Source organism: Candidatus Halocynthiibacter alkanivorans (genome assembly GCF_003333265.1).
GTDB classification, from domain to species: domain Bacteria; phylum Pseudomonadota; class Alphaproteobacteria; order Rhodobacterales; family Rhodobacteraceae; genus Halocyntiibacter_A; species Halocyntiibacter_A alkanivorans.
Genome location: NZ_QOLB01000149.1, coordinates 1 through 21,632, shown reverse-complemented (window position 1 = coordinate 21,632; position 21,632 = coordinate 1). Strand labels below are relative to the sequence as shown.

The following is a 21,632-nucleotide window of genomic DNA, read 5'->3' as shown; positions in this document are numbered from 1 at the left end:
AATCTTGGTAGAATCCCGCTGAATGAGTGGTGGGATCTCCCTATTTTCGGGGCGGCACGGGGAAAAAATGCGTTTAGTTTGTCCAAATTGCGGTGCACAGTATGAGGTGGATACCGGAGCTATCCCCGAAGACGGTCGTGATGTTCAATGTTCAAACTGTGGCCACACCTGGTTTCAGCCGCCCGCAGGCCAGGATGCCGGCCTGGCTGAGGATCTGGGCATGGCAGCCCCGGCGCAGCCCGCGCCTCCGGCTGCGGCCAGTCCGGACCCCGCATCACCCGCCCCCGGCGCGGAGGCCAGTGGAAAACACATGCGCCGCGCGATGGATCCCGGCGTGCGCGACATTCTGCGCGAAGAAGCCGAACGGGAAACCACGGCACGCGACGGCGATGACAATACGTTGGAAACGCAGCCTGATCTCGGACTTGACGATCCGGGCCAGGATGAGACCAACGCGCTGAACCGACGCATGGCGCGGCTGCGCGGCACTGACCTGCCCGAAGAGACCGAGCCCGGCGCCGGCAAACGCCGCGATCTTCTGCCCGACATCGAAGAAATCAACTCCTCGCTGCGGGCCACATCTGAGCGCGAGGCAGAGGCCCCGGCGGCGTTGGAAAGTGAGACAAACACTTCTGCGCAGCGCGGCTTTCGCACCGGTTTTGGGCTGATGATGATCTTGACCGCGGCGCTGATCGGCATCTACGCCTATGCGGAAGTTCTGGCCGGTATGATGCCGGAGCTCAGACCAGCATTGTCCGGTTTTGTTAATGTCGCCAATGGCTTGCGAGACTGGCTTGACCAGGTCATGCAGGGCACCGCCACGCGCATCGCTGAACTTCTGGAACAGGTCAGCGGCGACTGAGCGGCTCAGAACCGGTCGAGCAACCGTTTGAGATATTCCAGCTCCAGCTCCGGGCGGGACTGTTCGCCACTGCGTTTGCGGATCTCGTCAAGCAGGTCCCGGGCCCGGCGGTAGACGTCGTCGCCTACGGCCAGATCCCCTTCAGAGCCAACCATTCCGTTCGCCCCGGTTTCACGCCCCAGCGGATCGCGGCGCTGCCCGTCCCGGCTGCGCGCATCGGCGCTGCCCTGCTGATCGGACTGACCATCCTCGTCCCGCGCCAGTTGATCGGACAGGTCGCGCATGCCCTGACGCAACGCCTCCATCGCATCCGCCTGGCGATCCAGCGCGGTGGCAAAATCTTCGTCTTTCAAGGCATCAGCTGCCTCATCCATTGACCGCATCGCCTGATCAAGCATATCGCGGGCCGCATCGCCCTCCTCGCTGCCACTGCCGGGCAGATTGCGCTGCTGGCGCGCCACCTCATCTGCCAGCGCCCGTTGCCGGTCTGCCAGGGTGTCGGCCAGATCATCGCTCTGCTGGGGCTGTTGCCCCTGAGGCCCCGGCTGGCCCGGGCCGGTGTTCTGCCCCGGGTTTTGCTCGGAAGTCGGCGGCTGCCCCGACGGGTCGCCGTTCTCGCCGCTGCTGCCCGGCGGGCGCAGCGCCTGATCAAATTGCTGCTGCAGATCCCCGAAGGTCTCGTCGTTCAGCTGCCGCTGCTCTTCCAGCGTGTCTCCCAGCTGTTCCAGCGATCTTTGCCCCGGTGTCTGGCGGCCGTTTTCACCCTGGGTGACCTGCATATTTTCCATCATCTGGCGCAGCTGCTCCAGCAGCGCCTGTGCTTCGGCACGCCGCCCCTGCTCCATCAGCTGCTGCAGCCGGTCCAGCAGTTGCTGCAACTGGTCGCCAGTAATGTCCATCGAATTTTCGCTGCTCTGCGACGGGTCGCCCGGCGGGCTTTCCTGCGCCAGCCGCGCCATGTAATTGTCCAGCGCCTCATTCAGCTCCTGCATCAGCGCCGCGATCTCCTCATCAGAAGCGCCCTTGCGAATCGCCTCAGACAGCCGCTCCTGCGCCTGGCGCAGACGCGCCAATGCATTCTCCAGGGTGCCATCTTCCAGCAGCACGGCCACCTCCCACAATGCGGCTGCGATATCACCGACCTCAGCCGGGCTCAGCGGACCGGTATCCAGCGCCAGCTCCAGCCGCCGGATCACGCTGCGCACCGTCAGGTAATTGGAACTGTCCTCAAACACATCCTCCGGGCGCCAAGTGACCGCGCGCAGGATCTGAGCCACACGTGCGCCGTTGGTCCGCGACCACAACAGCTCACGCCGCTCTTCAATCAGCGCTGCGGCCATCGGATCGAAAAACCGCCGCCCTGGCAGGTCAACAGAGACGGGCGCGGCCCTGCCCTGTTGCGCCGCCGCGTCCAGCACGCTCAACTGCACCTTCACCGGCAGACCAGCCCAGGGATGTTCTGACAGGTTGTCCACCAGCATCTCGGTAAAGTCCCGCCGGTCTCCGGCAATGGTCATCGGCAGATCAAGCACAATGGTCTCGCGTGGATCAGGCGCGACCGCATAGCCATAGACCCGCTTCACACGCGCCAGATCCAGGGTGATTTCGGCCTGACCGGATTTGATGCCGTAATCATCGCTGGCGCTGAAAGGCTGGCGCATTTCGCCGTCGGCAGCGCGGGTAATCTCGCCGGATATCCAGACCTGCGGCGGCATGTCGTCAATCACCGCGACCTCAAAGCGTGCGCCGCCTGCACCGGTGATATCCAGAGTGCCCTGTCGGGCAATCAGATAGTTTTGCTGCTCCGCGCCACTGTCGTCCTGGTCAAATTTCGTCAGATCCTGGTGCACGCTCAGCGCGCCGGCTGAACCGTAGAGCCGCAACATCAGCGTGCTGCCCACCGGCACCCGGACTTTCCCGTCAGTAATATCCGCCAGGTAAAGCGTTGGCAGGCCGGTATAGGAGGGCGGCGTCAGCCAGCCTTCCCAGGATGGCCCATTGGCGGCATTCACCTGCCCCACCCCCGGGGCCAGCCCCTGCAGGTCGTTCAGGCGCAGCCCGTTGCCAAATAACAGCGCCATCACAAAAGCCACCAGTGCCAGGTAGCGCAGGGCGAAGGGATCATCGCCGGCAATGCGCAGATCCGGTCTGGCCGGCGCCGCACCCTTCAGCTGCGCCATCAAACGGTCGTGATGGGCCTGCCAGACCACGACTGACGCCGCATCCGCTGCGCCGATGGCCATAGAATCACTGAGCCCGGACAGCGGCCGGTGGACCAGGCTGGCATCAAGATGGGCCAGCGCATCCGCCCGGCCGGGCCAGCGAAAGCGTCTCAGCCCCCGTAGCAAGGCCCAGCCCAGCGCCAGCACAGCCAGCAGGGCGCCTGCCCAGAACATTTCGACCGGGGCCCGCAGCGGCAGGCCGAACATTTGCAGCGCCAGCAAGAAAAACAGGATGGAATACAGCGGCCAGAACGCCCGGTGCGCACGCTCGGCAAAGACCCCCAGATGCGTCAGCAAAAGGGGCCATCGCAGCAGGCGTTCAGCCTGTGGTGGCAGTTTGGGGCTATGTCTCATGCACCGATCCCATTGCTCCGGTGCGAAACGTCACATCAGAGCCATTCAGGAATGATATCGCGGTTTATCATCTCATCATAGTCCGGGCGTTTGCGAATGACAGCGAATTGATCCCCCTGCACCAGCACTTCCGGGATCAGCGGGCGGGAATTATATTCAGATGCCATCACCGCGCCGTAAGCCCCGGCCGAACGCAACGCGATCAGATCGCCCTCGCCCAGCACATCCAGATCGCGCTGTTTGGCAAAAGTATCGCCGCTTTCGCACACCGGGCCGACGACGTCATATTTGACTTTCTCGCTGCCAGGAGCGGCTTCAACCACCGGGACAATGTCGTGATGCGCCTCATACATCGCCGGGCGGATCAGATCGTTCATTGCCGCGTCAATGATCAGAAACTCGCGCTCTTCGCCCGATTTCACATAGATCACTTCCGACACCAGCACTCCGGCATTGCCAGCAATCAGCCGGCCCGGTTCAATCTCGACTTCCACATCCAGATCGCCCAGCACCCGCTGCACCATGGCGCCATATTCTGACGGCAGTGGCGGCGCCTCGTTGGAGCGTTCATAGGGGATGCCCAGCCCGCCCCCGAGATCAAGCCGGCGGATGTCATGCCCGTCAGCGCGCAGCTCGTGCGTCAGCTCTTTCACCTTGTTATAGGCCGCCTCAAACGGCTCCAACTGGGTGAGTTGCGAGCCAATATGCACGTCAATGCCAATCACGTCGATGCCGGGCAGCGCGGCGGCGCGGGCATAGACTTCCCGCGCGCGGCTGATCGGGATGCCAAATTTGTTTTCTTTCTTGCCGGTGGCGATCTTGGCGTGGGTCTTTGCATCCACATCCGGGTTCACCCGCACGGTAATGGGTGCCACCAGCCCAAGCATCTGGGCGACCGCGTTCAGCCGTTCCATTTCCGGCTCGCTTTCGACATTGAACTGACGGATGCCGCCCTGCAGCGCCAGGGTCATTTCCTCGCGGGTTTTACCAACACCGGAAAACACAATTTTGTCGCCGGTGAAACCGGCCGCTATGGCGCGGCGGTATTCGCCGCCCGACACAACATCCACCCCGGCACCAAGACCGGCCATCAGCGTCAGCACCGCCTGGTTGGAATTGGCTTTCATCGCATAACAGACCAGGTGGTCCATGCCCGACAGCGCCTCATCAAACAGGGTGAAATGGCGTGTCAGCGTCGCGGTGGAGTAACAATAAAACGGCGTGCCGACCCGGGCAGCGATCTCCGCCAGGGAGACATCTTCGGCATACAGGCTACCGTCGCGATACAGAAAATGGTCCATCAGGTCACAGGCCTTCGTGCGTAAGGAAAGTCAATGCGCCGGGGCGCAGGCCCCACACATACAAAAGGTGGGCGGAAATGCAATCGGTGCAATGAGAAAGACCGGCCCGGAGGCCGGCCTTTCAGCGTCAGTTCAGCGGCACATAAATTGAGATTTCAGTGTCGGTATAAGCGCCACTGTTGGAATTCACCCCCAGCGTCGCGGAGCCGCTGACCTGGGGTTTGACCGGCGCGCCGGCGGCGCCGCAGCCTGCCAGTGTCAGCAGGCCGAGAAACAATACGGTTTTTATCAAGACAGGATCTCCTTCCAGCGCGCGATCTGCACCCGCACCTGCGCCGGCGCAGTGCCGCCGTAGGACATGCGGGAAGAGACCGAGTTCTCAACCGTCAGCACGTCAAACACCGCGGCAGTGATGTCGGCGTGCACGCCCTGCATGTCCTCAAGGCTCAGCTCTGGCAGGTCACAGCCCTGGGCCTCGGCCAGTGCCACCAGCGCGCCGGTCACGTGATGGGCGTCGCGGAACGGCAGGTTCAGCTCGCGCACCAGCCAGTCGGCCAGATCGGTCGCGGTGGAGAAGCCCGAGGCCGCAGCCTTGCGCAGCTCCTCGGTGTTGGCGGACATATCCGACACCATGCCGGTCATCGCTGCCAGTGCCAGCATCAGGTGGTCGGCCGCGTCAAAGACCTGTTCTTTGTCTTCCTGCATGTCTTTGGAATAGGCCAGAGGCAGCCCTTTCATCACCGTGAACAGTGCCACCATTGCGCCCATGATGCGGCCAATTTTGGCGCGGATCAGCTCGGCGGCATCCGGGTTCTTTTTCTGCGGCATGATCGAGGAGCCGGTGGAGAACCGGTCCGACAGCGCCACAAAGCGGAACTGGGCTGAGGACCAGATCACCAGCTCTTCAGCAAAGCGGGACAGGTGCATGGCGCAGATGGTGGAGCAGGACAGGAATTCCAGCGCAAAATCACGGTCCGACACCGCGTCCAGCGAGTTGGCGGCAGGCCGGTCAAAGCCCAGCGCCTCCGCCGTCATGTGGCGGTCAATGTCAAAACCAGTGCCCGCCAGCGCGGCAGCTCCCAGCGGTGATTCGTTCATCCGGGCACGTGCGTCTTTGAAGCGGCTGATGTCGCGGCCAAACATTTCCACATAAGCCATCATATGGTGGCCCCAGGTCACCGGTTGGGCCACCTGCAGATGGGTAAAGCCCGGCATCACCGTATCAACCCCGGCTTCGGCCTGGGTCAGCAGCGCGCCAATCAGCGCCTCCAGCCCCTGAATGGCGGCGTCATACTGTTCACGCGTCCACAGTTTGAAATCGGTCGCCACCTGGTCATTGCGCGAACGCGCGGTGTGCAAACGGCCGGCCGGCTCGCCGATAATGTCCTTCAGACGCGCTTCCACATTCATGTGGATGTCTTCCAGCGCGGTGGAAAACGGGAAATTTCCGCTCTCGATCTCTGACAAGACTGTGAGCAGCCCTTCCCCTATCGCTTCGGCATCTTTATCGGTAATGATGCCCGTTGCAGCCAGCATGGCCGCATGGGCGCGAGACCCGGCAATATCCTGGGCGTACATCCGTTTGTCGAATCCGATCGAGGCATTGATGGCCTCCATGATTGCATCCGGCCCGGCGGCGAAACGTCCGCCCCACATTGCGTTCGAGGATTTATCAGTCATTCGGCGCCCCTGGAGAAATATATGAAACTGTTTCAGTTGATCCTCCTTTATACCGCCCTTGCCTTTGGCGCAAATGCTGCGCTGGCGGGAATCAGCGATGTCGCTGCGCTGCGTAGCGGGACGATGAAAAAACTGGTGGTTCATGCCAGCGCAAAACCTGTTGGCACCACCCTGCTGGGCACGATGGACGGGGCGGAAACTTCACTGTCAGACTTTCGCGGCAAATATCTGCTGGTGAATTTCTGGGCCACCTGGTGCGCCCCTTGCCTGAAAGAAATGCCGCAGCTGGACGCCTTGCAACAAGAGTTTGGCGGCGAGGATTTCCAGGTGCTGACCATTGCCACCGGCCGCAATCAGCCCGTGGCGATCACCCGGTTTTTCAAAAAGGCCGCCATCACCGCGCTGCCGGTGCTGACCGACGCCAAACAGGAGCTGGCCCGCGAAATGGATGTGCTCGGCCTGCCGGTGACCCTTGTGCTTGACCGCCAGGGGCGCGAAGTCGCGCGTATGGTGGGGGATGCGGAATGGTATGGCGACAGCGCCCGGGCCATTATTGCGGCGCTGATTGCAGATCCCGCCAGCTGAGCACAGCGGAACAGATGCCCGTTTAATCCGGCTTAATCCGGCCTGACCGCCAGCGCGCTGACTTTGGCGTGACACGGACAGCCCACCAGGTGGTCGTTGACCATACCCACCGCCTCCATGAACGCATAGACGATGGTGGGGCCACAGAACTTAAAACCGGCCTTTTTCAGGTCCTTTGAGATCTGCAGCGACAGCGGCGTCTGCGTCGGCACCTGATCCTTGTCGGTGAAATTGGTCTGCAACGGCGCGCCGCCGACGTAGTCCCACAGGAAGCGGTCAAAGCCCTGCGCCGCCTCAATACGTTGCCAGGCCTTTGCATTGCCGATGGTCGCTTCGATCTTGCCCCGGTGCCGGATAATGCCCGGATTTTGCAACAGCGCTGCAACTTCCTGGTCTCCCCAGGTGGCAATGACATCAGGATCAAACCCGGCAAACGCAGCGCGGAAGTTGTCCCGTTTTTTGAGAATGGTGATCCAGCTCAGCCCGGCCTGAAACCCGTCGAGAATCAGTTTCTCCCATAAAGCCCGGCTGTCCCACTCCGGCACGCCCCATTCCTCATCGTGATAATCTAAATAAATTACCTCACTGCCGACCCAGGCGCATCTCTGATCCATACAACCCCCTGTTTTTATGGCTCAGACGTGGTTCCGCCCGCCACAGCATCTAAAAATGGACACTTTTTCTTCATGCTTCTTTATCTTTTCAACGCCAAGTTGTCAGCAGCAGAAAGGCAGTGAGCACATGTTTGAGACCAAGACTGATATCCCCGCAACGAAGATGAACAATCCGCTGGATATTGCCGTCGCCACACGAGACGGCGATGTGCTGGCCATGGTCCGCACTGCGCTGGAAAACAAACAGGTCATGCTCGCCTATCAACCGGTCGTGCAGACCGCGCGCCCGGAAGAGCCGGCGTTTTACGAAGGCCTGATGCGCATCCGGGACACCACCGGCCGTATCATTCCCGCCAAGGACTTCATCGAAGAGATCGAAGAAACCGAAATGGGCCGCGTTGTCGACTGCCTTGCGCTCGAAATGGGGCTTGAGACCCTGGCACAGCAGCCGGGTCTGCGGCTGGCGCTGAACATGTCGGCGCGCTCCATCGACTATCCGCGCTGGAGAGAGACTTTGGCGGCGGGCCTCGCGCTCAGCCCCACGGTTGCGGAACGGTTGATTCTGGAAATCACTGAATCTTCGGCAATAGTCAGACCCGACCAGGTGCGGGATTTTATGGCCGAAATGCAGGATCAGGGCGTGTCCTTTGCGCTCGACGACTTTGGCGCCGGGTACACCTCTTTTCGTTACCTGAAAGACTTTTATTTCGACATTATCAAAATTGACGGCCAGTTTATCCAGGGCATTCACAAATCCCCTGACAATCAGGTTCTGACCCAGGCACTGATTTCGATCGCGCGCCATTTTGAAATGTTTACCGTTGCCGAACTGGTCGAAGACGCAGCGGACGCGAAATACCTCGCCTCAATCGGAATCGACTGCATGCAGGGCTACTACTTTGGTGTGCCTACGATTTCTCCGGTCTGGGACCAGGAATATCAGCAGGATCTGACCGGCTGATTTCATAAAATTGCGATTACCTGCAACGTGATCATTGCTTATTGTGCAGTTGCAGCATTACGCTGAGCCCATCCAGGGAAGGATCGGCCAGCCATGCGCGCACACGTCAGAGATCCTCTCCCTGTTCATGAGAGAGAGGACCCCAATGACCAAAGTTGTAATCGCATCAGCTGCCCGCACCGCCGTCGGCAGCTTTGGCGGATCGTTTGCCAATATCCCTGCACATGACCTCGGAGCTGCCGTTCTGGAAGCGCTGGTGACACGCGCCGGAATCGAAAAATCAGATGTATCTGAGACCATCCTTGGTCAGGTTCTGACCGCAGGCCAGGGCCAGAACCCGGCCCGCCAGGCCCATATCAACGCCGGCCTGCCGCAAGAATCCGCCGCCTGGGGCATCAACCAGGTCTGTGGATCCGGCCTGCGTGCCGTGGCGCTTGGCGCCCAGCACATTCTGCTTGGGGATGCGGACATCGTCGCGGCCGGCGGTCAGGAAAATATGTCGATGAGCCCCCATGTCGCCAATCTGCGCAACGGCAAAAAAATGGGCGATATGAGTTTTGTCGATTCGATGGTCAAAGACGGGCTCTGGGACGCGTTTAACGATTACCACATGGGCACAACCGCCGAGAACGTCGCTGAAAAATGGCAGATCAACCGCGAAGCCCAGGACGAATTCGCCGTGGCCTCGCAGAACAAAGCAGAGGCGGCCCAGGCTGCCGGCAAGTTCGCTGATGAAATCGTGCCTTTCATCGTGAAACACCGCAAAGGCGACATCACGGTCGATTCTGACGAATATATCCGCAAAGGCGCAACTCTTGCGCAAATGCAGAAACTGCGGCCGGCATTCGCGCGCGACGGTTCTGTGACTGCGGCCAACGCTTCGGGGCTGAACGACGGCGCCGCCGGCGTGTTGCTGATGAGCGAAGAAAACGCCCTGGCGCGCGGCATCAAACCGCTGGCCCGTATCGCCTCTTATGCCACTGCAGGCGTGGACCCTTCGATCATGGGGATCGGCCCGATCCATGCCTCGCGCAAAGCGCTGGAAAAAGCCGGCTGGGACGTTTCGGATCTGGACCTGGTTGAAGCCAATGAAGCCTTTGCCGCCCAGGCCTGTGCCGTCAACAAAGAGATGGGCTGGGACCCCGCAATCGTCAACGTCAACGGCGGCGCTATCGCCATCGGCCACCCGATCGGCGCTTCCGGTTGCCGGGTGCTGAACACGCTGCTGTTTGAGATGCAGCGCCGCGACGCCAAGAAGGGACTCGCCACACTTTGCATCGGTGGTGGTATGGGGGTTGCTCTCTGCGTCGAACGCGACTAACAAGAATTGAGCGCGCAACTTTATTGCGCGCTCAAAGCTGTTTTCGATATGAATGTTTCTTTACTGAGGGCTGAACATGACCAGAGTAGCACTTGTGACAGGCGGAACCCGCGGCATTGGCGCCGCAATCTGTATTGCGCTGAAAGGCGCCGGATACAGCGTTGCCGCCAATTATGCCGGCAATGATGAGGCCGCAAAGAAGTTCAGTGAAGAAACAGGCATAGCAACCTACAAATGGTCGGTTGCAGATTATGATGCCTGCGCCGCAGGTATCGCCCGCGTCGAAGCCGATCTTGGCCCGGTAGAGGTGCTGATCAACAATGCCGGCATCACCCGCGACGGCATGTTCCACAAAATGACGCGGCAGCAGTGGCAGGAGGTCATCGATACCAATCTCTCCGGCGTGTTCAACATGACCCATCCGCTTTGGAACGGCATGCGCGGGCGCAAATTCGGCCGTATTGTCAATATTTCCTCGATCAACGGCCAGAAGGGCCAGATGGGTCAGAGCAATTATTCTGCCGCCAAAGCCGGTGACCTGGGCCTGACCAAAGCGCTGGCACAGGAAGGCGCCTTTAAGGGCATCACCGTCAACGCCATCTGCCCGGGGTATATCGGCACTGAAATGGTAATGGCCGTGCCGGAAAAAGTGCGCGACAGCATTGTGGCGCAAATCCCGGTTGGCCGCCTCGGCACCCCGGAAGAGATCGCCCGCTGTGTGGTTTTCCTTGCCTCGGATGAAGCCGGGTTTATCACCGGCTCAACCCTGTCAGCAAATGGCGGTCAACTGATGTCCTAACAGCGGGCACAGTCAGGAATTGTCGGGGCCGGTCTGCGCGCAGGACCGGCCCCTTTCTTATGCCGTAACGAAAAGGATACGAGCGGCAAGAGAACGGCGGAAATCAGGCTTCGAAGCGCGGCGCCACGGGCCACGCTGGCGGCTTTTCCAGCAGCAATTTTTGTCGGATCTGAAGTTATCAACGGCATGGTCGCCTCCTGATTGGTTAAAATCTTCTGTTGCATCTTGTATAAACCCGGCGATATCAGGTGACAAACGAGACTTTCTATTAGTTCAGTTAAGCTGTACTTGTGTGAATATGTCTGATCACCTGCCCCCACTGACCGCCCTGCGCGCCTTTGACGCCGCCGCGCGCCATATGAGTTTCGCCCGTGCGGCAGCCGAGTTGAATGTCACGCCGGCGGCGCTGAGCTTTCAGATCAAATCGCTTGAAGATCACCTGGGTGTGCCTGTGTTCCGCCGTCTGAACCGGCAGGTAGAACTGACCCAGGCCGGGCGCACCCTGGCCTCCGGCACCCAGGGCGCCTTTGAAACTTTGGCGAAATCCTGGGCTGCGACACGCAGATTGCAGAACACCTCATCGCTGACCATCACCGCCGGACCGGCATTGACCGCCAAGTGGCTGGCCCCCCGAATGTATGATTTTGCCCGCAGCCACCCCGGGATCGAACTGCGCTTTGCGGCCGGGCTGGGATTCGCGGATCTGGAACGCGACGGTGTCGATGTGGCAATCCGGTTCAGTGCCGAAGAACCAAAAGACCTGTGGTCCGAACCGTTGATGCGGGAATGGATGACGCCAATGGTGTCGCCCGCATTGGCACAAAAGCTGAAAACCCCCGCTGACCTGGCGTCGCTACCGCTGATTCATCAGGACAACCCAACCATTCACCGTCCGGTGATCTGCTGGAAAGTCTGGTTTCGGGCCATGGGTCTGGGCACACCCCCACTGGGTGGGCCGCGATTCAGTCAGGCTGATCACGCAGTTGATTCCGCCGTCGCGGGTGGCGGCGTCGTTCTTGGCCGCATTTCAGTCGCCAGCCAGGCCCTGGCTGCCGGATCATTGGTCGCCCCGTTTCCTTTGTCGATTTACACATTTGGCTCCTACCGGCTGATGTGCCTGAACTCCGCCCGCAACAGCCCCAACGTCAGCGCGCTGATCGACTGGCTGCACCAGGAGGCCGCCAGAATTGATGTGTTCCGGGAGGGGCGCGACTTCAGAGACGCCGAAGAGGTCATCTGACAGAGCAGAACTGCCGCAGTGCTGCATTCAGTTGCCTCTGCGCAGAGGGGCTTGAACCCTGGTCGGTCGGGCAAAGTGGTATGAACGGCTCCGCGCCGGTCACGGCACCCGTCAGCGTGCCGGTCACCGGCGCTCAGATTACATAAAACTGTCGGGCCAAGAGTCACGGTGCAGCGCCGATGCAATCGGCCTCAGCGCTGAAAATGTCGTAATGTTGTGCAGCGTGGTATCCCGGAAAACCGGAGCCCATACACGATCAGGCGACAGCGCCCCCTTCAGGGCCGTCTGTACCTGTGGCTGAAATCAGGCGTGTTCGATACGCTCAATTTCCTCTTTCAACCGCAATTTCTTCTTTTTCATATCGGCGATCTGAAGATCATCAGATGCTGGGCTGCGCTGTTCCGTTTCTACCTGTTCGGACAGTGTCAGATGTTTGCGCTTAAGTTCCTGCAAATGCGAGCCCAAGTTCATTATCATCTCCTTTGCGATAAGTATGCGTAGCAGAGTGATTGCACCACAATTTCCGCGACGTGTCACGGTAAGTTTGCGCAACATTGTTACCCGGTCGTTAACGGTGGATTTTAGGGTTTTTCCACTGAAAAGCGGCGCCATCGCGCAAAATATCCCGGATTTCAGGGCGGTAGCTGTCACCGTCTTTTTCGTGCCGCGCACCGGCGTGTAAAATGAGCGGCGCTTCCAGGCGGAAATCCGCACGCCCGCCTTTGCGCGCCTGCAGAATTACCAGCTCTGACAGCCGCCCGTCGCGTGGCGCAACCGGCTGCACCCGCACCGAACCCATGCGGCTGTCCAGCGCCGCCATCAGGTGGCGCAGCCGGTCCGCTTTCTGGATAACGGTCAACAAGCCACGCGGTTTCAGCCGCCGGGTCGCCGCATCCATCCAGGCCGACAGCGGTGTATGTTCGGTCAGGGCTGCCCCGCGGCCGGTATCATTCGCCCCAGTGCCGCTGTCGCGCAGGTAATAGGGCGGGTTGGCGATCACATGGTCAAAGTTACGCGCGCGCAGCGGCTCCGGCATCTGTTCAAGATTGCCCAGGTGCAGCTCAAGCCGCAGGCCGTTTTCTTCCGCGTTGCGCTGCGCCAGAGATGCGTATTCCGCTTGCAGTTCCAGCCCGGCCAGCTCCAGTCCCGGCACCCGTTGCCCAAGGCATAATATCGCCGCACCAACACCACATCCGATATCGAGAACCGACTGCCCTGCCCGGGCTTCCACCGCGGCCGCCAGCAACACCGGGTCCACGCCCGCCCGATAGCCGTCCACCGGCTGCCAGAGTCTGAGCGCGCCGCCCAGAAAATCATCCTGCGTCAACTGCATGGGGGTTTAGCCTTCAAACTCGACGTTATTGTCTCTCAAAATGGCGCGAGCCTGAAAGAGATCCGCCCGTCGCACCATCATCCGCCGCGGCAATACGCCTATGGAACCTTCAAAGATGCTCATATGGACGTCCATAGTAAAGCACGCTATATCCTCGCCTGTAAGAAGCGCGGTTACAAAGGCGATGACGGTTGGGTCATTGGTACGTAAAAGCTCTTTCATCACCACGGACTAAAGCCCATTTGACCGGCTTTGTCGAGACAGGGGAACCGGGTTATGGGTCTTGATACAGCAGCAGTGAAACCACATGAACAGCTGGCCGAAGCGCTGGCAGCCGAGTTGAGTGATGTAAACGTTCTGATTCGCGAACGCATGGCCTCGCGTCACGCGCCGCGCATTCCCCAGATCACCGCCCATCTGGTCGAAGCCGGGGGCAAACGCCTGCGCCCGATGCTGACGCTCGCTGCGGCAAAACTCTGTGGCTACGACGGGCCCTATCATGTGCACCTGGCCGCGACAGTTGAATTCATTCACACCGCGACGCTGCTGCATGATGATGTGGTGGACGAAAGCGGCCAGCGCCGCGGCCGCCCCACCGCCAATCTGATGTGGGACAACAAGTCCTCGATTCTGGTGGGCGACTACCTGTTTGCCCGCGCCTTTCAGCTGATGGTGGAACCGGGCGACCTGCGCGTGCTGGAAATCCTGTCAAACGCCGCGGCCACCATTGCCGAAGGCGAGGTGCTGCAACTGACCGCAGCCCAGGATCTGGCCACGGACGAAGATATTTACCTGCAGGTGGTGCGCGGCAAAACGGCAGCGCTGTTTTCCGCCGCCACCGAAGCCGGTGCCGAGATTGCCGGCGCCGATGAGAAAACCTCCCGGGCCCTGTTCACCTATGGCGATGCGCTTGGTGTGTCCTTCCAGATCGTGGATGATCTGCTGGATTACTGGGGCTCTGACGCCACCGGCAAAAACATCGGCGACGATTTCCGCGAGCGCAAGCTGACGCTGCCGCTGATCAAAGCCGTGGCGAAAGCCGATACAGAGGAACGCGGCTTCTGGGTCCGCACCATTGAGAAGGGCCGCCAGCAGGATGGCGACCTGGACCATGCGCTGGTGCTGCTGGCCCGCCATAACGCGCTGGAAGACACCCGCGCTGAGGCGCTGGACTGGGCGGAAAAAGCCAAAGCCGCGCTGCAGGATCTGCCAGAGCACCCGATCCGGGACATGCTGCACGATATTGCGGATTATGTGGTGGCGCGGATCAGCTGATCCCTGCCGCGGCCCCGTTCAAAATACAGACCTGAACCCACCAGCCCGGCTGGCGTTGTGACAACAACGCCGCCGCCTGCTGCGCCTGTGCGACCGTGTCATAAATTGCAAAACAGGTGGCGCCGGAGCCCGACATCCGCGCCAAACGCGCAGGGCCAGACCGCAGCGCCCGCAGCACCTCGCCAATCACCGGCGCCAGGATCAACGCCGGTGGCTCCAGATCATTGCGCTGCCCCGCCAGCCAGGCGGCACAGTTTGCCGGGCTGTCAAACCGGGGCATCACCTCAGGCATCGCGGCATTGTCTTTGCGCGCAAGCCCGGCAAAAATCGCCGGGGTCGGCACCTCAACGCCCGGGTTGACCAGAACCACCGGCAAGGCCGGCACACCGGTCACCAGGCTGACATCTTCGCCGATGCCCCGCATCCTGGCCGCCGTGGCCAGCACACAGACCGGCACATCCGCCCCCAGGGTGACCACACCCGGCGGCACTGCCGCCCCGGTAAGCCGCGCCAGCGCCCGCAGCGTCGCCGCCGCATCCGACGAGCCCCCACCAATGCCGGCCGCATGGGGCAGCCGCTTGTCGAGGCTCAAAGCTGCATGCGCACCAAAAAACCGCGCCGCTTTCATCATCAGATTGCGCTCATCAACCGGCACGCCGCCAGCGCGGGGGCCGGCGACGGTCAGCGACAGCTCATCCGCGGGCCGCGCTGTGACCCGGTCGCCAAAATCAGCAAACACCACCAGGCTGTCGAGCAGGTGATAGCCATCTGCGCGCTGGCCGGTGACATGCAGTGTCAGGTTCACCTTGGCCGGGGCAAAGGTCTCAATTGCCATCAAGCGGGGCGGCGCCTTCCGCGGCAAGAACCGCGTCCAGCCCGATGTCCAGCTTGCGGCGGATGCGGCTGGCGTCCACCTCCTCCGGATCAAAACTCATCGCCCGGCGCCACTGGAACCGCGCCTCGCGCTCCCGGCCGACCGCCCAGTACACATCCCCAAGGTGATCGTTCAGGATCGGGTCCACCGGCATCAGTTCGACCGCGCGTTCCATCTGCAGCACCGCGTCTTCATACCGCCCCAGACGGTACAGCACCCAACCAAGACTGTCGGTGATAAACCCATCCCCCGGCCGCTGCTCAACCGCGCGCACAATCATCGCCAGCGCCTCGTCCAGATTCTGCTGTTTCTCCACGTAGGAATAGCCGAGATAATTCAGCACCCGCGGCTGATCGGGCTGCAGCGTCAGCGCCAGACGGAAATCCGCCTCCGCGTCCGGCCAGTCGCCATTGCGCTCATAGGCAATGCCACGGGCGAAATACGTCGCCCAGTCGCCCGCCGCCGGTGTCCCGATCAGCTCAACTGACCGGGTATAGGCCGCGATGGCGGCAGGGTAATCTTCTTCGCCGCGCATTATGTCGCCCAGCGCAATATGCACCGCCGAAAATTCCGGGTGGCTTTCTGACAGCCGCGTCAGGACTTCAATCGCCGTATCCTGCTTGCCGGCCCGGCGCAAAGTCGAGGCGCGGCCAAGTTCAGCCGCCTGAAACGCCGGATCAGACTCGGGAATGGAATCATAGGCCGCGGTGGCCAGATCAAATTGCTCCAGCTGATCCAGCAGCGCCGCCGCCAGCAAAGTTGCCTCTACCAGATCCGGGCGCAATGCCTGGGAAACCCGCGCGTAGAGCAAAGTATAATTGGCGTCCGCTTCCAGCTCCAGCGCCCTGGCAACCGAGAAGAAGACTTCCGCCATGCCGTCGCGCGCCGAGCGTACAGCAGTCACCTGAAGCGTGTCGCCCGCTGCCAGTTGCGCCCGCATCAAAGCCAGGCCCGGATCAAGCTCCCGCCCGAATACCCCGTCAATAAGCGCGATGGCCTCGTCGTTGCGCTCCAGCTGGCTGAGCACCTGGGCTTGCGCCATCACGCCGCGACGGGTGGCGGGCAGCCGGGTGCCCTGCTGCGACAGGATCGCATCTGCGGCTTCAAAGTCGCCCGCCAGCATCAGCGCCAGCGCTTTGTGATAAAGCCCGAAGGAGCTCAGGCCAGGCTCCGCCGCCACCGCATCAAACAGCGACAGCGCCTCAGTCATACGGCCAGCCCCAAACTGAGCCCAGCCCGCAAGCAACCCGTCCACCAGCGGGCCGATGGCTGCGCCGTTTTTTGTCAACTCGTAGAGCTGCGTGTAATTCTGGTTGCGCACAAGACTGGTGGCAATCGCGAGATTGGCGATCTGGTTGCCGGCGTCCCGCGAGACCAGCAGCTTGGCCACCGCCAACGCCCGGTCAATCTGCCCCAGCGAAATCTGCGCCATCACCGCACTTTCCATCAGCGGCAGGTCGTCTGGATTGCCGATCAGTGCGGTATTGGCAAATTCAGCCGCTTTGGCAAAATCATTTTCGATTTCTCCGTGGCGCGCCGCCAGATAGGCACCGGCGCCATCGGCCTGAGCCAGTGTTGGCAAAGTGCTCAGCACCAGAAGCGCCGCTTTAAAGGTCAGTTGAAATTGTTCACGGAAAAATAGGGCGGGGCGAAATTGCACGGGTCGAAATCCTTTCGGCGACAGGTTGTGTTGAAACCTAGTGCCTTGCCCCGCCTTACGCAATGCGGGGCGACCAATTGGCCGCCCCGCTGATACAATCGTTACAAACTGGAATTACCCGGCGTTACATGTTGGGATAATTGGGCCCGTCACCGCCCTGAGGCACGGCCCAGGTGATATTCTGCGACGGATCTTTGATGTCGCAGGTTTTGCAATGCACGCAGTTCTGGAAATTGACCACAAAACGCGCCTCTTTGCCCTCTTCCTGGATCACCTCATAAACCCCTGCCGGACAATAGCGCTGCGCCGGTTCGTTGAACTCGGGCAGGTTGACCGAAATCGGCAATGACGGATCTTTCAGCTGCAGATGGCAGGGCTGGCTTTCTTCGTGGTTGGTGGCGGCAAAAGACACGTTGGTCAGCCGGTCAAAGCTGAGCGTGCCATCGGGTTTGGGATAGTCAATCGGCGCGTAATCTGCGGCTTTGCCGGTGCATTCCGCGTCGTTCTTGCCATGTTTCAGCGTGCCAAACAGCGACACCCCGAACAGGGTGTTGGTCCACATGTCAAACCCACCAAGCGTCAGCGAGGCCATCAGCCCCCATTTGGACCACAGCGGCTTAACATTGCGCACTTTTTTCAGATCTTTGGCGATCGGGCCGGAGTGGATTGCGGCCTCATAATCGCTGAGCTCATCGCCGCTGCGCCCGGCTTGAATCGCGGCATAGGCCACTTCAGCCGCGGATTTACCCGACAGCATCGCATTGTGGTTGCCCTTGATGCGCGGCACATTGACCATGCCCACCGAACAGCCCAGCAATGCGCCGCCCGGGAACACCGCTTTGGGCATCGACTGATAGCCGCCCTCGGAAATCGCCCGCGCCCCATAAGCCACACGTTTGCCGCCCTTCAGCAGTTCCGCCACCATCGGATGATGTTTGAAACGCTGGAATTCCATATAGGGGTACAGATGCGGGTTTTTGTAGTTCAGATGCACCACAAATCCGACATAGACCTGGTTGTTTTCTAGGTGATAGATGAACGACCCGCCGCCGGCATTGGCGTTCAGCGGCCAGCCCATCGTGTGGGTGACTGTGCCTTCGCTGTGTTTCTCCGGGTCGATCTCCCAGATTTCTTTCATGCCGAGGCCGAATTTCTGCGGTTCACGCCCCTGGGACAGATCGTATTTTCCGATCACTTCCTTGGACAGCGACCCACGCACGCCCTCAGACAGGAAGACGTATTTGCCCAGCAGTTCCATGCCCGGCTCATAGTTTGGCCCCTGGCTGCCATCGGCGTTTTTGCCAAACTCACCGGCGACGACGCCACGCACTTCGCCATTGTCGCCATAGACCAGTTCGGAACAGGCCATGCCGGGGAAAATTTCGACGCCAAGCTCTTCCGCCTGCTCCGCCATCCAGCGGCAGACATTGCCCATCGAGACGATGTAATTGCCATGGTTGCTCATCAGCGGTGGCATCGGGAAGTTGGGGATGCGCAGCTTGCCCGCCTGGCCCAGCATGTAGAAATTGTCTTTTTTGACCGGCGTGTTCAGCGGCGCGCCTTTGGCTTTCCAGTCGGGAATCAGCGCGTCGAGGCCACAGGGATCCAGCACCGCACCTGACAGAATATGCGCGCCCACTTCGGAGCCTTTTTCAAGCACCACAACCTGGATATCCGCGTCCAGTTGTTTTAACCGGATGGCCGCAGACAGACCCGCAGGGCCAGCGCCCACGATGACCACATCATATTCCATACTCTCGCGTTCGGACTCGGCCATGAAAGCCTCCTTTTCGTGCCTGCACCATTGCCCCGAGGCAACATTCTTGCGCCTTGGTTAGCTGACCCAGGTGAACGGGTCAATTCATTCGCGACCGCTTCAGGGCCCCTCCACGACATCTGCAGAACAAGAACGCGATATTGTCGCTGCTGCAGCAGCTGTCACAGAGCGGCGACCGCAAGAAATGAAGCTCATCCGCCCACCTCACCGGGACAGCGGGTGCCGGTTGACAGGTCGGGGGTGGACACCAAATGCCCTGGGGCGACAGAGCGGAACGAAGAGACATGTGCCCGGCAATTCATCAGTTCAATTCCCGCCAACATCGCGCCGCCTTAAAACGCACGCCCAACAGACGTGCCATTTATGACAGCCTCCGGGGCCTGAACATCAATCCACCGAACAAGGCATACAGGATCCCTCTGCCCCCTTCTGCGCGTCACTGAACCGGCCGGCGCGACCACCACCCGCGTGGCGCCGGCAAACAGGACGCATCATCTATGTCAGCTTACCGCGGCAGGCTCGGTTGTGGCCCGGCTGAGCGGCCTTGCTGGAGCGCAAGGGAAAGGTGACCTGCCGGAGCATTGCAAAACAGCGGGTATTAGAGAAGAGTGGCTTTTCATTCCAGCCACTTGCCTAACTTTGTCACTTTGATACATATTGCTATTCGACACCCGGGCCTCTTGACTTCGTCCGCACGCATCGGGTTTAGACCTCAATGTTGCACTAATCCCAAACAGGGCTCGGGAACTTATGGAAAAAATTCTGATGACGCGCGCAGGGCACACTGCGCTGGACGTTGAACTGAAAAATCTGAAATCGGTTGAACGCCCGGAAATTATCCGTGCGATCTCCGAAGCACGTGAACACGGCGATCTGTCGGAAAATGCCGAATATCATTCCGCGCGCGAAAAGCACAGCTTCATCGAAGGCCGGATCAAAGAGCTGGAAGGCCTGTTGTCTCTGTCTGATGTGATCGACCCGAAGTCCCTGTCCGGAACCATCAAGTTTTCCGCCACGGTGACCATCGTTGACGAAGACACGGATGAAGAAAAGACCTATCAGATCGTCGGCGAACAAGAAGCCGACATCGAGAACGGTCTGCTGAACATCAAATCACCGCTTGCCCGCTCGCTGATTGGCAAAGAAGAAGGCGACAGCGTCGAAGTCCGGACTCCCGGTGGGGTCAGGGGCTATGAAGTGTTAAGCGTCGAGTTCAAGTAACCAGCCCTTTTACGGGACAGCCTCATGTCTGAGAGCAAAAAAAATGTGGAAGCTGAACTGGGGGTCTACCGCGCCCGGACCGGCGCAGGCCGCGCCACCTCTGCCGAGCTGATTGCGGCGGCGGCGGCGGTTGTCTGGGTGGCCGCCACCGCAGTGTTTTTCCTGTTCGTGGACGCAGGCAACGGTGGCGACGGTTTTGACCCGCTGCGATTCGTGATGATGCTGATGACCATTTTCCTGCCGGTGGCGCTGGTCTGGGTGGCCACCAGCGCGGCCCGTTCCGCGCGCATCATGCGCGAGGAATCAGAGCGGCTGCAGGTAACCATCGACGCCCTGCGCCAAAGCTACATTCAGCTGCAGAACAGCCAGGACCAGGACGGCAAGGCAAGCGTTGCCAAAAAGCTGGAAGACGTCGCCGCCGCTCAGCACAAAATTGCGACGGCGGGCGCCACATTTTCGTCCTCCCGTCCGCCCCCCCAGCCGCCGCAGCCGCCGAAAACGGCCGTGGAAAACGCCACAACGGCGCCGCAACAAACCTCTGCCCGGAGCACCGCGCAGGTGCCGGAGCAGGCTTTGGGCCAGGGTTCCCTCGCGCTGGACACAGCAGCCGCGCCTGTGATTCCGCCGCTGTCGGTGTCAGATTTCATCAAATCGCTGAATTTCCCCGACACACCCGATGACAAAGAAGGCTTTCGTGTCCTGCGCATGGCGTTGAAAAACCGCAAAATCTCGCAGCTGATCCAGGCCAGCCAGGATGTGCTGACCCTGTTGTCGCAGGACGGGATCTATATGGATGATCTCAACCCTGACAGGGCGCGCCCCGAGATCTGGCGCCGCTTTGCCCAGGGCGAACGCGGTCGCCTGGTGGCGCCGCTGGGCGGCATCCGCGACCGTTCCTCACTGGCGCTGGCCGCCAGCCGCATGCGCCAGGACACCATTTTCCGCGACGCGGTGCACCATTTCCTGCGCAAGTTTGACCACATGTTTTCCGAATTTGAGGACGGCGCGTCGGACCAGGAGATCGCCGAGCTCACCAACACCCGCACCGCCCGCGCGTTTATGCTGCTGGGCCGGGTCACCGGGACGTTCGACTAGGCCCCGGACACCTGCCTGAGCACTCAGATCCCGAACGAGGCGTAGGGGTAGTAGCGCACCAGATCCCCGCGGCTGATCTGCTGTGCCGCGTCGCCCAGCTCCACCAGACCACCGGCCCAGCTCAGGCCTGAAATGCGCCCGGACCCCTCTGATTTGAACACGTCGACCTGACCGTCCTCGTTCATCCGCGCCCGCAGATATTCCCGTCGGCCAGGTTTTTTGTTCTTTTCGAACGCCGCCGGCACCATAAAGCCCTGAGGCTTCACCCATCCCGCCCCCGCCAGCATGGAAAAGGCCGGGCGGCCAAAGATCAGCGTGCAGACCAGCGCTGCCACCGGATTTCCTGGCAGGCCGAACACCGGCACGTTGTCCCACAACGCCAGCGCCAGAGGCCGCCCCGGCTTGATGGCGATGCGCCAGGTTTTCATCTCCCCTTCCGCGCTCAACAGGGCGGAAAC

The 21,632-nt window shown here is 60.8% G+C and carries 20 protein-coding genes and 1 pseudogene; 9 read left to right on the top strand and 12 right to left on the bottom strand.

What is annotated here, in order from left to right; genetic code table 11:
- The first annotated feature begins 67 nt into the window (after positions 1–67).
- Positions 68–862 (top strand): zinc-ribbon domain-containing protein, encoded by a 795-nt coding sequence (locus DWA01_RS19440; RefSeq protein ID WP_235008627.1) that lies wholly within the window; start codon positions 68–70, stop codon positions 860–862.
- 5 nt (positions 863–867) lie between these two features.
- On the opposite strand, the gene DWA01_RS19435 is transcribed toward DWA01_RS19440, so the two are convergent.
- The 4 genes from DWA01_RS19435 to argH all read right to left on the bottom strand — a co-directional run bounded on the left by DWA01_RS19435 (position 868) and on the right by argH (position 6,419).
- Entirely contained in the window at positions 868–3,438 is a 2,571-nt protein-coding gene (locus tag DWA01_RS19435) for a TIGR02302 family protein (RefSeq protein ID WP_114287468.1), read from the bottom strand.
- A gap of 35 nt (positions 3,439–3,473) precedes the next feature.
- Positions 3,474–4,739, bottom strand: coding sequence for a diaminopimelate decarboxylase (gene lysA, locus DWA01_RS19430; RefSeq protein ID WP_114287467.1), 1,266 nt, complete (start codon positions 4,737–4,739; stop codon positions 3,474–3,476).
- A gap of 127 nt (positions 4,740–4,866) precedes the next feature.
- Positions 4,867–5,031, bottom strand: coding sequence for a hypothetical protein (locus tag DWA01_RS23355; RefSeq protein WP_200832623.1), 165 nt, complete (start codon positions 5,029–5,031; stop codon positions 4,867–4,869).
- Positions 5,028–6,419, bottom strand: a complete 1,392-nt coding sequence (gene argH / locus DWA01_RS19425; RefSeq protein ID WP_114287466.1) for an argininosuccinate lyase — start codon at positions 6,417–6,419, stop codon at positions 5,028–5,030. Before argH ends, DWA01_RS23355 begins: the two co-directional genes overlap by 4 nt.
- Before the next feature lie 21 nt (positions 6,420–6,440).
- On the opposite strand from argH, the gene DWA01_RS19420 reads away from it, so the two are divergent.
- Complete coding sequence (locus DWA01_RS19420; RefSeq protein WP_114287465.1) at positions 6,441–7,004, top strand: TlpA disulfide reductase family protein; 564 nt, start codon at positions 6,441–6,443, stop codon at positions 7,002–7,004.
- 32 nt (positions 7,005–7,036) lie between these two features.
- Here the strand turns inward: DWA01_RS19420 and DWA01_RS19415 are convergent, their stop codons facing one another.
- A complete protein-coding gene (locus DWA01_RS19415; RefSeq protein ID WP_114287464.1) occupies positions 7,037–7,618 on the bottom strand; it encodes a DNA-3-methyladenine glycosylase I in 582 nt (193 codons plus the stop codon).
- 127 nt (positions 7,619–7,745) lie between these two features.
- Here DWA01_RS19415 and DWA01_RS19410 point away from each other — a divergent pair, with 127 nt between their 5' ends.
- The 4 genes from DWA01_RS19410 to gcvA all read left to right on the top strand — a co-directional run bounded on the left by DWA01_RS19410 (position 7,746) and on the right by gcvA (position 11,939).
- Entirely contained in the window at positions 7,746–8,579 is an 834-nt protein-coding gene (locus DWA01_RS19410) for an EAL domain-containing protein (protein WP_114287463.1), read from the top strand.
- Positions 8,580–8,724: 145 nt separating this feature from the next.
- Positions 8,725–9,900, top strand: coding sequence for an acetyl-CoA C-acetyltransferase (locus DWA01_RS19405; RefSeq protein WP_114287462.1), 1,176 nt, complete (start codon positions 8,725–8,727; stop codon positions 9,898–9,900).
- Between the two features lie 76 nt (positions 9,901–9,976).
- Entirely contained in the window at positions 9,977–10,699 is a 723-nt protein-coding gene (phbB, locus tag DWA01_RS19400; protein WP_114287461.1) for a beta-ketoacyl-ACP reductase, read from the top strand.
- Positions 10,700–10,997: 298 nt separating this feature from the next.
- Positions 10,998–11,939: a transcriptional regulator GcvA gene (gcvA, locus tag DWA01_RS19395; protein WP_114287460.1), complete on the top strand. Its 942-nt coding sequence runs from the start codon at positions 10,998–11,000 to the stop codon at positions 11,937–11,939.
- Between the two features lie 303 nt (positions 11,940–12,242).
- Here the strand turns inward: gcvA and DWA01_RS19390 are convergent, their stop codons facing one another.
- The 3 genes from DWA01_RS19390 to DWA01_RS19380 form a co-directional block, all read right to left on the bottom strand.
- Positions 12,243–12,410 (bottom strand): YdcH family protein, encoded by a 168-nt coding sequence (locus tag DWA01_RS19390; protein ID WP_114287459.1) that lies wholly within the window; start codon positions 12,408–12,410, stop codon positions 12,243–12,245.
- A 97-nt stretch (positions 12,411–12,507) separates the two neighbouring features.
- Positions 12,508–13,272, bottom strand: a complete 765-nt coding sequence (locus DWA01_RS19385; protein WP_114287458.1) for a tRNA1(Val) (adenine(37)-N6)-methyltransferase — start codon at positions 13,270–13,272, stop codon at positions 12,508–12,510.
- Between the two features lie 6 nt (positions 13,273–13,278).
- Positions 13,279–13,494 (bottom strand): putative signal transducing protein, encoded by a 216-nt coding sequence (locus DWA01_RS19380; protein WP_114287457.1) that lies wholly within the window; start codon positions 13,492–13,494, stop codon positions 13,279–13,281.
- A gap of 54 nt (positions 13,495–13,548) precedes the next feature.
- On the opposite strand from DWA01_RS19380, the gene DWA01_RS19375 reads away from it, so the two are divergent.
- Entirely contained in the window at positions 13,549–14,547 is a 999-nt protein-coding gene (locus tag DWA01_RS19375; RefSeq protein ID WP_114287456.1) for a polyprenyl synthetase family protein, read from the top strand.
- Here DWA01_RS19375 and DWA01_RS19370 read toward each other — a convergent pair.
- From DWA01_RS19370 to DWA01_RS19360, 3 genes are all read right to left on the bottom strand, one after another.
- A complete protein-coding gene (locus DWA01_RS19370) occupies positions 14,540–15,382 on the bottom strand; it encodes a 4-(cytidine 5'-diphospho)-2-C-methyl-D-erythritol kinase (RefSeq protein ID WP_114287455.1) in 843 nt (280 codons plus the stop codon). The two genes, DWA01_RS19375 and DWA01_RS19370, sit on opposite strands and share 8 nt — an antisense overlap.
- Positions 15,372–17,081, bottom strand: coding sequence for a tetratricopeptide repeat protein (locus DWA01_RS19365; protein ID WP_235008626.1), 1,710 nt, complete (start codon positions 17,079–17,081; stop codon positions 15,372–15,374). Before DWA01_RS19365 ends, DWA01_RS19370 begins: the two co-directional genes overlap by 11 nt.
- A gap of 124 nt (positions 17,082–17,205) precedes the next feature.
- Positions 17,206–18,858 carry an electron transfer flavoprotein-ubiquinone oxidoreductase gene (locus DWA01_RS19360; RefSeq protein WP_114287454.1) on the bottom strand — a complete coding sequence of 551 codons (1,653 nt, stop codon included), beginning with the start codon at positions 18,856–18,858 and terminating at the stop codon, positions 17,206–17,208.
- 750 nt (positions 18,859–19,608) lie between these two features.
- On the opposite strand from DWA01_RS19360, the gene greA reads away from it, so the two are divergent.
- Together greA and DWA01_RS19350 are read left to right on the top strand one after the other, a co-directional pair.
- Complete coding sequence (gene greA, locus DWA01_RS19355; RefSeq protein WP_114287453.1) at positions 19,609–20,079, top strand: transcription elongation factor GreA; 471 nt, start codon at positions 19,609–19,611, stop codon at positions 20,077–20,079.
- A 24-nt stretch (positions 20,080–20,103) separates the two neighbouring features.
- Positions 20,104–21,174 carry a hypothetical protein gene (locus DWA01_RS19350; protein ID WP_114287452.1) on the top strand — a complete coding sequence of 357 codons (1,071 nt, stop codon included), beginning with the start codon at positions 20,104–20,106 and terminating at the stop codon, positions 21,172–21,174.
- Positions 21,175–21,197: 23 nt separating this feature from the next.
- Here the strand turns inward: DWA01_RS19350 and DWA01_RS19345 are convergent.
- Positions 21,198–21,632 (bottom strand): annotated as a pseudogene (locus DWA01_RS19345) (molybdopterin molybdenumtransferase MoeA); the annotation flags it as partial.